This is a genomic window from Pectinatus sottacetonis (assembly GCF_015732155.1).
Taxonomy (GTDB): Bacteria; Bacillota; Negativicutes; order Selenomonadales; family Selenomonadaceae; genus Pectinatus; species Pectinatus sottacetonis.
In genome coordinates this window covers 449,458-463,076 of the sequence record NZ_WIQK01000001.1, presented here as the reverse complement: position 1 = coordinate 463,076, position 13,619 = coordinate 449,458, and the positions used below count along the sequence as shown (strand labels likewise).

Sequence of the window (13,619 nt, the reverse complement as noted above, 5' to 3'; positions counted from 1 at the left end):
GATTTAATTTATATAGTAATTCTTGTGATACTTGTGTCAGATGATGTCTGAAAGTGCCTATTTTCAAGGCTTTTTTGCAGTTCACAACCTGTGGCATAAAACACAGGCTGTTGAAATCACAACCTCTCATAAATCCTCTGCCTGCCGTAGATGGCAAGCTTTCTGATTTTATCTGTTCTCTGCCAGCCGTCCACTTTGCTCATAAGGGCAGCTATCGCATAGGAATCGGATGGCTTGAGGTCAGATAAGTTCCTGCAGAAGCATTCGCTCCAAATTTCCGTATTGCTGACCGTCTTTCTTTGAACCGTACCCTTGACCACTGTGTTGTCCGTGAAGAAATTCCTTCTCTCATACAAATCCATACTGTTCCAGTTATCCGGCAGGATGGTGTTCAGATATTCCTCCACGATGCCCTGACGCTCATCGGTTTCCATCGCATCAATCTGTTCACTCAAGGCTTCACTGCTTTCCTCCATATTCAGATACAAAGGCTCGCCCTGCCCATACAGGTACTTCGCCTCCGCCCACATCTGCAAAACATCTTCACTGGTTATATCCCACGATTTACGCTTGGATTTCCCAGTTACCTTAATCGGCCAAAAGCGGCGGTTGCCTGTAATATCACGCAGGAATCCCGTATCAGAATTGGTGGTACCCACAATGACACACTGCCTTGGGTGACTTTCCACGGTTCTGCCATAGGACGGGCGATAGATATCATCTGTGCGGCTAACAAAGGCTTTTACAACTTCAATGTCCGCTTTCTTAAGACCAGCCAGTTCACCCAGCTCCAGAATCCAATATCCCTGCAGTTTCTCCGCTCCTGCCTTATCCTTCATATCCGTCAGATTCAGACTGTCAGAATAATACTCTTTCCCCATTCTGGCAAAGATGGTGGACTTGCCGCAGCCCTGCGGACCTACAATCACCACCACGGAATCGAACTTGATACCCGGCTCGTAAATTCTCGCTACCGCCGCCACAAAGGATTTTCTGGTCGCAGCCTTCACATACCCGGTGCTGTTCGCACCAAGGAAATCAATATAGAGATTTTCGAGCCTTGTCACACCATCCCACTCCGGCAGAGCATCCAGCCATTCACGCAGGGGATTGAAATGCCTGTCCTCGACCACCTTCGTAAATGCCACATCATGGTTTCGGCTGGAGAATGTTTCATAGCGGATGTCAATCAGCGCCTTCATCTGTGCTGTATCTGCATCCCTCCAGAATTTGTTGTCACCGGGTCTTGTCCACGGCACGGCTCCCGTAATCTGCACTCTGCCCACCAGCTCATTAAAGGCGATATTTGCAAAATCAGGGTCATTATTCAGAATCAGCATCAGATTCCACACGCTGTTTTCAAGGCATTTGCTTCTCGGCATATAGCGGAGCTTCGTCTGCCAGTCGGTATCTTCGGCAAATTCCTCTGCCGCCATCCTTTTCTTTTCCTCAAGGTCTGCCAGCTTTACCTTATCCAGTGTCATGACGAACTCGCACATCTGCTTATAGGACTTTTTATCATCGTCATCGCCAAATTTATGAATGCGGACAATATCAAAGGCATTGCACAGCTTTAAGTAAGCAGGATCTTTTGCATGGTGACTGTAGACAAACTTGCCGTTCTCCTTGATTTCCACACCTGCCATACTGCTGGATTCAATCAGATGGTAACGGCTGTCCGTATCGGTCGGCTCATAAATATCTGAAAGGAACTCATCCACGGCAAGATTCACAGGGAAGTAGACCCTGTTGAAAAGACCGACCACACCTTCTTTTTCGAGCGGGTTCTGCACCTTTTTGAAGCTGGCTGTATTTGCCTTGCTCTCCCTTGAGGATGTAGGCAGTCTGGTAGGGTCTTTCCATTCCGGATGTGCCGATAAAATCTCGTCCGGGTCAAGCCAGTCCTTATCGACTTCCTTGTACAAGAACACACCGTTTGACGGAGTACTTGGCCAGTACATCAGCTGATTCGGCTGATAGGAGCATTCATCAAAATAATCCATACCCAGTGCCTGTGCCAGATATCTTGCCACCGCCACGTATTCCTCTGAGGTTACATCCCTTGTAAGGGGAAACACTGCTCTCACTCTTGGGTTCTCATCCGTATGACTATGGGTGGTATAAAGAGCAGAAGTATAGCGTGCATTTTTCTCATAGTCCTTCAAAAACTCTGCATCGATTCTGTCTCCGTCCAGTGCCACCATAGAACGGGACTCCACAGTATCAATCTTTCGTCTGCCGCCCTTCAGTACCCCGGCAACAAAACCGCCATGGTCTTTTACAGCATCACGCTGTGCCTTGTTAAACTTGGCATACTCCTCCGCAGACTCTGAGGTTCTGATTGTTGTCTTCAGACGCTCCTTCAAATCAGAAAAGCGAATGGTCTTATTACTCCAATGCTTTGCCGTCCTGCTGTTGCCATAGGCAATATTCAAATCACGCATCTTTGCTTACCTCCTCCAATCCACTGCTGAAATACCGCAGTCTGTAATTTTTTCTTTTGGCTCTCCTGATTTCTGCATCCATTCCTGCTGACATCACTTCTCCGAACACCCACACCTCAGCACAGTGGCTCATCAGCACATTTCCAAAGTGCAGTCCCATCTCACGTTCCGTTAAATCGTTATCGTTAAGAAACTGCGGAAACAGCAAATGCGGAGCAATGGGAATATACCCCTGCTCCACAGCATAACGGCTGTACTTTCGTGCATTTGCTGTGTTTCCGACAACATCTCCCGAAAATGGGGAGCATACATACACCATCGGTCTGTAGCTCCGAGCCACCTTCGTTTCCTGTTCGATATTGGATAAGGCACCGTAAGTGGTCGGATCAGGATAGCCCTCGCTGTTATACCTGCTAATCGACATCACTATCCTCCTGTTCCATTGTTGGCAAAATCCCATCTGCTTTTAATAATTCATAGACAAACAATCTGCCTTTTTGTGTCCAGTAGGTATGTGGCTTAGTATGAATCGTTCCGTCATTAGCAGAATAGCTATGTGTCTTGGTGTTTGTATAACCTTTTTCTGCGTATTTCTGATATAACAGCCAAATCTCGCCCTGTTTAAACTGCACACCTTTTTCATGGAGATAACGATTCATCCAAATAGCAGACTTTCCATAATCTTTCGCTACCGTAGAAGTGGAAATAAGGTCTTTGCAGTTAAGTACCACATCGTAATAGCTTGCCTTTGGCTTCATTTCCGCAATCTGCTGTTTTTGGACGGCAGTAGTTTGTTCAAGCAGTCGGTTCTTTTCTCGCTCTTCCTTTAATGCAGTAAATGCTGCAATCGCAAGGTCAGGATTTGCAATTAGTTCATCTGTCGCATACACACCATGTTTTCTTATAGTTGGAAGAATCTCGCTTGTTACCCAACGTTTAAACCTTCTTGCATTCGGCATCTTGCTAGAAAGAATAAGGCTGTAAAGGCCAGACTCATTTATCAGAACCGGAGCCTGTTCACGTCCGATGGAGTCACGAATCGTTACCCCATCGGTTTTATCCTCTTCATCCACATGGTCTAGCAAAGCTTTCCTTGTATTGCTATAGCCAAGAATTTCAGCTACGTCCTTTCCCACAAAATAAGGAACTCCATTAATGTCTGCTGTTCTCACCGAGCCAAACTCAGCATTTTGAAAAATCTGTATTCCGTTCATTGAAATACCTCCCATTCATATTTGGAGGATTAGTCCTCCTACCTCATAGCCACGGCAGAAGGTCAAATCTGACGATTTTTAAAAATACCTTGAAGTTTTTTCTCGGCTCTCTTTAGTTTATGTGTGATATTGTTTTCGTCTGTACCTATTGAAGTCGCATATTCTCTAATTGGAATGCTATCGATACGGACTGCAATAAACATATCCGCCCAGTCCTGCTTTTTACCAAGTGCTTGACGTATCTTTTGGCATACATCTTCATACTCATCCTGATAATTACGCTCTATTTCCTGAGAATTATCAGCTAATGTATCCATGACATCCGTATTATCTTCTGATTCATCATCCTTGCGATATGGAGTCTTTGGATTTCCAAGATGTCTATGGTACCTACGCCAGTGGTTGTATTCCTTTTTGCTCATCAGGTCGAACATTTCTTGCACCGTTTCACAGCGCTTTACTTCCGCTTTCTTTTCAGGCTTTGCCTCTGTAAGACGCTGCTCATAGTCGATATCCAGCATGACACTATAATCTCCATCTGGAATTTCAATAGTGGTGTAGCTCTTGTGACCGTTTTTGATGTTGTCTTCATATAAAACTCGAATCTTCATTAAGTATTCCTTTCCGTCATGGCATTGACGGCGGAATACAAAAAGAGCCTATGGTTTCAGATGCACCACAGACTCCGCTTGTCCGAAAAATGGGCGCACGAAATCACGGTGGGTGCATCTTCATTCCAAACACAGCCTTTATCGCTGTGTTCTGAACTCTTATGCATCCCGCCGTCCTAATGCGCATCTCGGACATTGAGATATTGGTTTGTTAAATTGTATTTCTTAAGGCTTTTACGGCCTATCTGACCTCTATATGTCAGAGGATTTAGTGGATTTCATGTACCTATCAACGTTAAAATATCTTGTAATTTCATACACAATGCTATATAATCAAGAAGGTTTATGTATGAATAAGTTGATTTTAGTTGAATTAGTAATGATTAGACTTTATACATCTACACTAATTCATTACATAAAATCTTATAAATCCAAATAGCCCATGGTAAGCTTTGTATATACAAGAGGTATTAAACTGTTTTCAAAAATTCAGTACACATTCAATATTTCTTGCTCAATACTTTACCTTGTCCAACCTTATAATCTAATTATAGAAAATATTGCTTCTAGCTTCACCGACTTGAATTTAGACATTATTGGGACAAGCTAGGACATTATTGGGACAATTCGGACAAGAATATAAATTAACAACTATGAGAGGGGCGCTAGAATGAAATATACGGATTTTTTCTCAAAATTTTATATGGGTAGAAGCTCTGGTGGCATCCTTGGACACAAGTCTAAAGAAAAAATACCGGAATACTTTATGAAAGCTGCACTTCTTGAGGAGTTCCATGATTTGTTACCCCTATCTAGTAGCACTTATGGAAAATGGTTCAGTGGAAATCGCAACCCTGAAAGTACGCTTTGGAACACAGTTGTATCTAATTTTAATGAAGATGGTTTTGTTGATAAAATTTCAAGAGACCTAAACGACAGTGTACTGCGTAATATCATGGTTGATTTTAAAATTGGTCTACAAGAAGGTGAAGATCCAGACAAACGGCTCTTTGCATCTGCTTTAGCTAAACAGTTTTATGCAATTGCTCAAGGTAACGGTAATGCTGATAATATAGTTAAAGATTATTACAAGCCAGAAGCGCATATAATCTCTTTTCCTGAGTATACAAATAGAACAAAAATAAAATATGAGAAAACAAAAACGCCCTTCTCGGATGGAGAAGAACGTTTATTAGAAGATATTTATGTTTGTAATATTTTGAGTAGTCGCCTTACAGCTACAAAAAACAGGCATAGTAGGACTCAAGAAAAAATTATTCAGAATGTAAACCTAGAATTGATAGCGGAATATTCAAAAAAAGTTATCCTTGTCGCAAACGGAGGAATGGGCAAATCTATGATGCTCAAGCATCTATTTCTTGAATCTATTAATAAACACATGCAAACAGGTTTGTTACCTATAATACTAGAACTACGTGACTTTAACGAAAGCAATGATTTATTTAAAGATTATATTGTAAAGACCGCTGAGATATATGACAAGAGTCTAACTACCAAAATACTTGAAAATTTGATGTCCTCTGGCAAATGCCAAATTTTAATGGATGGTGCCGATGAAATCGACCCATCGGATGTAAATGCCTTTCAGCGACAAATAGATGAACTTGCTGATAGATACCCCTACAATCAATATATCATTGCATCAAGAGAATGCGATATAATAAAAGCTGTCAAGGGATTTTCTAGGATGTATCTTCGTCCATTTAACAAAGAACAGGCTTCTTCATTAATTAATAATCTTTTAGATGATACTGAAGAAGAGTCAATCCGGGATGAAATCACAAATTACATTGAAGGTGATTATCTTCAAAAACATAAGGTTTTTGCCTCAAATCCAATGCTCTTAACTTTCGTTATCATGAAATATCCAATAGTAGATTGCTTTGATGGGAAAAAGAGGCTTTTTTACAGAACTGTATATGATGCAATTGTATATGGTCATGATGAAGAAAAGAAAGGTTATTCAAGAGTATTTAGAAGTTCACAGGATGTCGAGGAATTTACAAAAGTATTTAGAGAATTTTGTGCTACTACATACTTAAATCATGCCATAGAATTCGACCATGACACATTCGATGAGTATTTTGAAAATTTGGCTAGTAAGGAAACTCTTGAAAATCCAAAAATTATGACCAGTAAGAATTTCATCCATGATGCTTGTGCAACGGCCTGCATGATGTATGAAGAAGATATAAAACTTTTATATATTGACCCTGGCTTTCAGGAGTATTTGTTTGCTCGGTACTATTATTCTGCCAATCCTGAAGAACTAGAAACCCTCGGTCATAATCTCTGGGGAGTTGCTGAAACTGAGTTTGATGGAATTGATGCATTCGAAATGCTAAAAGAGTTTTCAGAAGAAAAATTTGAGAGGTGTTTACTTAAGCCCTACTTACATAATGTTTTTAATGGTAAAACTAAAGATAGTTCACTCATCTCTTTTTTGAAATACGGATACAAAGAGATAACATATCATTTAATTTATTCTGATACAGTAACAAATTACTCCCAAATAAATGATGCAGAATGGGTACCACCTAAAAATACTATTTCAGAACCAGCAAATGTTATTTATTCTATTCTTTTGCGGCATCTAAAGATTTCTAACTTGTTGTGTTTGAATGTCTTTGAAAATGCACCTGATTACCAAGAATTTATAACAGCAGGAATATTTGGAGAACATTATTTTGACCCACATGACGGCAAGGAAAAAATCCTTCCCCGTAGATTGTTGCAACATGAATTTGATAACCTGCAATCATACCAAAAGACACATAATGTTGAAAATTTTATTCGCGATAATGATATGCATTTAGTTTGCTTTGGATATGAATATACAATTGACTTTGATAAGGTTATGAAAAGTCCAGAAAAATACAGTGATTTAATTAATATCTTGAAGGATCCAGAAAAAGATATTTGCAAAATCTACTGCGACGTAAAAAAATATTATGAAAACTTAATGAAAAATACGGTGATTAATTCTTAGGAAGGAGTTTTATTAAAATGAAAAATAATAAACCAGATGAACTTGAACGTTGGCTTAGCCTTGATGAGATTTCAAAACATGTGGGCTGTAGCAAAGACACAATTAGAACTTGGATAAAAAAAGAAACAATACCATATTACAAAGTTGGTAGATTGTATAAATTTAGGGCCTCTGAAGTTGATTCTTGGATTGAGAGTGGTGCTAGTGCAAATGCAGATAAACAAAACAATTGGGAGGTTACAAATAATGATTGAAAACAAGAAAAAACAAGAACGTGAAGAATTACACCGTGCTATTTGGGCAATTGCTGACGAGTTACGAGGTGCTGTTGATGGATGGGATTTTAAGAATTATGTTCTTGGAACAATGTTCTATAGATATATTTCCGAAAATTTAACAGCATATATCAACGATGGTGAAATCAAAGCTGGAAACAACGACTTTAACTATGCAAAATTAACCGACGAAGAAGCTGAAGAAGCTCGTGCTGGCTTAGTCGAGGAAAAAGGTTTCTTTATGCTTCCTAGCGAACTTTTTTGTAATGTCAGAGCAAGGGCAATGATAGATGAGAACCTAAATGAAACATTAGAAAATGTGTTTCGTAACATTGAAAACTCAGCAAAAGGTGGAGCCTCTGAAAACAGTTTTACTGGCCTTTTTGATGACTTTGATGTCAACAGCAACAAGCTTGGTAGCACAGTTGCCAAGAGGAACGAAAGACTAGCTAAGCTTTTAAATGGTATTTCCGCAATGAACCTTGGTTCTGTTAAGGACCACGATATTGACGCTTTTGGTGACGCTTACGAATATTTGATGACCATGTATGCATCCAATGCAGGCAAGTCAGGTGGTGAGTTTTTTACTCCTGCCGATGTTTCTGAACTACTCACACGCCTTGGCACAGTTGGTAAGAAAACTATTAACAAGGTATATGACCCTGCTTGTGGCTCTGGCTCACTTTTGTTAAAAGCTGTAAAAATTCTCGGTAAGGATGCCATTACTACAGGGTTCTATGGTCAAGAGATTAATATTACCACTTACAACCTTTGTCGTATCAATATGTTTCTTCATGATATTGGCTTTGATAAATTTGATGTGGAGTGTGAAGACACACTGACAAACCCACAACATTGGGATGATGAACCATTTGAACTAATTGTTTCAAATCCTCCATACTCTATCAAATGGGCCGGTGACGAGAACCCTCTACTTATAAATGACCCTCGTTTTTCTCCTGCAGGAGTTCTGGCGCCAAAGAGCAAAGCTGACCTTGCATTTGTTTTACATAGCCTATCTTGGCTTGCGTCTAATGGTACTGCTGCCATTGTATGTTTTCCCGGCATTATGTACCGTGGTGGCGCTGAAAAGAAAATCCGTAAATATTTAATTGATAACAATTACATTGACTGTATCATTCAGCTACCTAGCAATCTATTTTTCGGCACTTCCATTGCCACTTGTATTATGGTAATGAAAAAAAATAAAAATGACAACAAAACTCTTTTTATTGATGCAAGTAATGAATGCGTTAAGGTCACAAACAATAATAAATTAGAACCAAAAAATATAAATAAAATTGTTGATACATTTGCAAACCGTGAAGAAATAGAGTGTTTTTCCCACATTGCAAGCTATGACGAAATAGTTGAACACGATTATACTCTTTCAGTTTCTACTTATGTAGAAGCAGAAGACACAAGAGAAAAAATTGATATAAAAGTTTTAAATGCTAAAATAGAAAAAATTGTTAAGCATGAAGATGAACTTCGTAAAGCCATTAGCACCATCATTGAAGAAATTGAGGTGAGCAAATGAGTAAGTTAGAAGAATTAATTACGGAGTTATGTCCAGAGGGAGTAACCTACAAACCACTTGAAGCACTTGGTCATTTTTTTGGCGGGCTTACAGGAAAATCTAAAGATGATTTTACAAATGGAAATGCTACATTTATTACATACAAAAATGTGTATTCTAACCCTGCCTTGAATATCGCTCCTAATGACACCGTAAAAATTGCAGAACGAGAAAATCAACGAACTCTTAAATATGGAGATGTCATATTTACTGGTTCCTCAGAAACACCGAATGAATGTGGATTTTCATCCGTAGTTACTAAAAAGCCAGAGAAGCCACTTTATCTTAACAGCTTTTGTTTTTTCTTTCGCTTTAACAACCTTAGCATAATTGAACCAGATTTTGCAAAACACCTTTTTCGTTCAAGCAACCTCAGATACCAAATTAGTAAAACTGCTAACGGAGTAACAAGATTTAACGTGTCAAAGAAATTAATGGCGAAGATTGTTATTCCCCTCCCCCCTTTACCCGTGCAGGAGGAAATTGTACGTATATTGGACAATTTCACGGAGCTTACAGCGGAGCTTACAGCGGAGCTTACAGCAAGAAAAAAACAGTATGAGTATTATAGGGATGAGTTGCTTACTTTTGGGGATGAGGTGGAATGGAAAACATTAGAAGAATTAATTATTTCTCTCACCACAGGACTAAATCCACGACAATTTTTTAGATTAAACACCGATGATGCACTTAACTATTACGTTACAATACGGGAAATACAGAATAATACTATTGTATTTTCTGATAAAACTGATCGTATTAATAACGTGGCATTAAAATTATGCAATAACCGATCAAATCTTGAAGTTGGAGATGTGCTCTTTTCCGGAACTGGAACAATTGGTGAAACTGCTGTATTAAGTGCTCCCCCTACAAATTGGAACATTAAAGAGGGTGTTTATGCAATAAAACCAAACCAAAATAAACTACTACCTCGATTTTTAATGCACTTATTACAATCTAATGATATTAGGTCAAACTATCTGGCTAAAGCGGCAGGTGGTACAGTTAAAAGTGTTTCAATGAAGGCAATGCGAAAATTAAAAATTCCAGTACCATCAATCGAAGAACAACAACATATTGTTGATATTCTCGATCGCTTTGATACTCTATGCAACGATATTTCTACAGGTCTACCTGCTGAAATCTATGCACGTAAAAAGCAGTATGAATATTATCGAGATAAACTTTTGACATTTAAAGAATTATCCTAAGGAGGTGAACATATGCCATATTTTAATATTGTAGCAGAAACGAACGAAAATACCGTTGTTACGGAATATGAACCAGTTAAAAATCGTTCTGATAGTTATCAAAGCGAGGCCGCACTAGAACAAGAGTTTATACGTCTGCTTTGTGAACAAGGCTATGAGTATCTTCCTATTCACACGGAAGCAGATTTGATTGCAAATCTTCGAACCAAACTGGAAGAACTCAACAGTTATCATTTTTCCGATACCGAATGGGAAAGATTTTTTGCTGACTGCATTGATAACAAAAATGATGATATTGCAGATAAAACTCGCAAAATACAAGAAGACTATGTTCAGGTACTTAAGCGTGACGATGCGCTTTCAAAAAATATCAAATTAATTGATAAGACAAACATACACAACAACCGTCTTCAGGTTATCAATCAGTATGTTAATGGCAAAGAACAGGGTGCAAAATATGATAATCGTTATGACGTGACCATTCTTGTAAATGGACTACCTTTGGTTCATATTGAGCTAAAGCGTAGAGGTGTTGCTATTCGAGAGGCCTTTAATCAGATAAATCGCTATCAGCGTGATTCCTTTTGGGCGGGTTGTGGCCTTTTTGAATATGTGCAACTCTTTGTTATCTCCAATGGAACGAACACCAAGTATTACTCAAATAGTACACGTTTCAATGCTATTAAGGATACATCCTCAGGTAAGTCAAAAAAAGGTAAAACAAGTAATAGCTTTGAATTTACATCTTTTTGGGCTGATGCAAAAAATCACGTCATCTCTGACTTAATTGACTTTACAAAGACATTTTTTGCAAAGCACTCCCTTTTAAATATTTTAACAAAGTACTGTGTTTTCACTGCAGAAAATATGCTGATGGTTATGCGCCCATATCAGATTACTGCGACAGAGCGAATTCTTAACCGAATTGACATTGCTCATAACTATAAAAAATACGGAAATATTGCCGCAGGCGGATATATTTGGCATACAACAGGCTCTGGTAAAACTCTAACGTCATTTAAGACTGCCAGACTTGCCTCTCAGTTGCCATACATAGATAAGGTACTGTTTGTAGTTGACCGTAAGGATTTAGACTATCAAACAATGAAAGAATATGACCGTTTTGAAAAAGGAGCTGCCAACAGCAACACATCAACGGCTATTCTTACAAAACAACTGGGTGATAAAAAGTCCCGTATCATTATTACAACCATTCAAAAACTATCAACTTTTATTAAGAAAAATAAAGAACACCCGGTTTATAATAAACAAGTTGTTATTATCTTCGATGAGTGTCACCGTAGCCAATTTGGTGATATGCACATCGCCATTGCAGGTGGTGTTGATAAAGATGGAAAAAAGAAAAAAGGCGCTTTCCAAAAATATTATATGTTTGGTTTTACTGGAACACCAATCTTTTCTACGAATTCGGGTTCAAGTAGAAGTGGTCTATTATTAACTACAGAACAGACCTTTGGCGACCAGCTCCACACATATACTATTGTTAATGCAATTAACGATAAAAATGTTTTGCCGTTCCGTGTAGATTATATTAAAACAATCGACTCAGACCATGATATCGATGATGAGCAAGTATGGGATATTAATCGTGAAAACGCATTTATGGCACCAAAGCGTATTTCTCTTGTTACTCGTTATATTTTGGAACACTTTGATCAGAAGACCTACCGAGGAGATAGATCCTATATTTTTAATCAACTAACAAATATTTCCGATGTCGCTTCCGCAAAGAGAGGTGCCATTGAGGAGATAAAACAAAAACAACGTGTTAGCGGATTTAACTCCATTTTTGCGGTCGCTTCTGTTTCTATGGCAAAATTGTACTATGACGAGTTTCGCAAACAGATGAACGCAGACCCAACTAAAAAACTAAAGATAGCTGTAATTTATAGCTATGCACAAAATGAAGAAGAGACTGATGGCATTCTTGACGAAGAAAATCCTGAGGATACTTCTGCATTAGATAAAAATTCACGTGATTTTTTGGAAAAAGCTATAGATGACTATAACAAAATGTTCAATACGACTTATGATACATCTTCTGATAAATTCCAAAATTATTATAAAGACGTATCACTTCGTATGAAAAATAAGGAACTTGACCTCCTAATTGTGGTAAATATGTTCCTGACTGGTTTTGATGCAACCACCTTGAATACACTTTGGGTAGATAAGAATCTTAAAATGCACGGACTCATTCAAGCCTTTAGCCGAACTAATCGTATTCTCAACAACATCAAGACATTTGGTAATATTGTGTGCTTCCGTAACCTGCAAAAACGTGTTGATAGTGCCATCTCTTTATTTGGCGACGAGGATGCAGGAGGTATTGCTCTTCTTCACAGTTTTAAAGATTACTATAAAGGGTATATATCAGAAAATAAACATGTACCTGGTTATGTAGATTTAATTAAAGATCTTTCAAATAAGTTTCCGATATCCGAATCACAGATTACCGGTGAGAAAAAGCAAAAAGACTTTATTGCTTTGTTTAGCGCAATATTACGTATGCGAAATTTACTAGTATCCTTTGATGAATTTGCCGGTAAAGAAATCATTTCAGAAAGAGATTTACAAGATTACTTAGGTAGATATCAAGACTTAAGGGACGAATGGAAACGGAAACGCGAAAATGGTGAGAGCACTGATATTATTGATGATATCGTATTTGAAGTTGAACTCATTAAACAAATTGAAATCAACATAGATTACATTCTCATGCTGGTGAAAAAATATCATGATACACACGGTGAAGACAAAGAAGTTATGATCACGATAAAAAAAGCCATTGATGCCAGCCCAGAACTCCGCAGTAAAAAGCAATTAATTGAAACCTTTATTGCCGGAATCAATGACGTAGATGATGTTATAATTGAATGGAATAATTTCGTTGCCGAGCAGCGCGAGAAGGACCTTAAAGAACTCATCAAAAATGAAAGATTAAAGTCAGATGAAACTCGAGTTTTTTTAGAGAAATCATTCAAACAAGGTGAAGTAAAAACATTAGGTACAGACATTGATAAAATCATGCCGCCCATAAGCCGTTTTGGTGGCGGAAATCGTGCAAAGAAAAAGCAAACAGTAATTGATAAGTTAAAAGCTTTCTTCGAAAAATATTTTGGAGTAGGTAACTCAAATAAATTTACACAATGATTAAGCCTATCCGAATAATATACCTGCTTTTACTAATGTGGACGCTTTGACAATAACGCCTTATAAAAACTATTAGTCAAAATCAAACCCGACATATA

At 38.3% G+C, this 13,619-nt stretch carries 9 protein-coding genes; 5 read left to right on the top strand and 4 right to left on the bottom strand.

Annotation, left to right across the window (positions count from 1 at the left end; translation table 11 throughout):
* Nucleotides 1-116: 116 nt before the first annotated feature.
* From I6760_RS02055 to I6760_RS02040, 4 genes are all read right to left on the bottom strand, one after another.
* Nucleotides 117-2,444 (bottom strand): virulence-associated E family protein, encoded by a 2,328-nt coding sequence (locus I6760_RS02055; RefSeq protein WP_196592864.1) that lies wholly within the window; start codon nt 2,442-2,444, stop codon nt 117-119.
* On the bottom strand, nt 2,437-2,763 hold the full coding sequence (locus I6760_RS02050; protein WP_330997938.1) for a DUF7768 domain-containing protein: 327 nt from the start codon (nt 2,761-2,763) through the stop codon (nt 2,437-2,439). The genes I6760_RS02055 and I6760_RS02050 overlap by 8 nt, the downstream gene beginning before the upstream one ends.
* A 94-nt stretch (nt 2,764-2,857) precedes the next feature.
* Nucleotides 2,858-3,658 (bottom strand): phage antirepressor, encoded by an 801-nt coding sequence (locus I6760_RS02045; protein ID WP_196592862.1) that lies wholly within the window; start codon nt 3,656-3,658, stop codon nt 2,858-2,860.
* Between the two features lie 62 nt (nt 3,659-3,720).
* Nucleotides 3,721-4,269, bottom strand: a complete 549-nt coding sequence (locus I6760_RS02040) for a sigma-70 family RNA polymerase sigma factor (protein WP_196592861.1) — start codon at nt 4,267-4,269, stop codon at nt 3,721-3,723.
* A gap of 670 nt (nt 4,270-4,939) precedes the next feature.
* On the opposite strand from I6760_RS02040, the gene I6760_RS02035 reads away from it, so the two are divergent.
* The 5 genes from I6760_RS02035 to I6760_RS02015 are packed head-to-tail and all read left to right on the top strand — an operon-like array spanning nt 4,940 to nt 13,521.
* On the top strand, nt 4,940-7,279 hold the full coding sequence (locus I6760_RS02035) for an NACHT domain-containing protein (protein WP_196592860.1): 2,340 nt from the start codon (nt 4,940-4,942) through the stop codon (nt 7,277-7,279).
* A 17-nt stretch (nt 7,280-7,296) separates the two neighbouring features.
* Nucleotides 7,297-7,533, top strand: a complete 237-nt coding sequence (locus I6760_RS02030) for a helix-turn-helix domain-containing protein (RefSeq protein ID WP_196592859.1) — start codon at nt 7,297-7,299, stop codon at nt 7,531-7,533.
* Nucleotides 7,526-9,094, top strand: coding sequence for a type I restriction-modification system subunit M (locus tag I6760_RS02025; protein WP_231036047.1), 1,569 nt, complete (start codon nt 7,526-7,528; stop codon nt 9,092-9,094). Before I6760_RS02030 ends, I6760_RS02025 begins: the two co-directional genes overlap by 8 nt.
* Nucleotides 9,091-10,347: a restriction endonuclease subunit S gene (locus I6760_RS02020; RefSeq protein WP_196592858.1), complete on the top strand. Its 1,257-nt coding sequence runs from the start codon at nt 9,091-9,093 to the stop codon at nt 10,345-10,347. The genes I6760_RS02025 and I6760_RS02020 overlap by 4 nt, the downstream gene beginning before the upstream one ends.
* A 12-nt stretch (nt 10,348-10,359) precedes the next feature.
* Nucleotides 10,360-13,521, top strand: coding sequence for a type I restriction endonuclease subunit R (locus I6760_RS02015; RefSeq protein ID WP_196592857.1), 3,162 nt, complete (start codon nt 10,360-10,362; stop codon nt 13,519-13,521).
* Nucleotides 13,522-13,619: the final 98 nt, after the last annotated feature.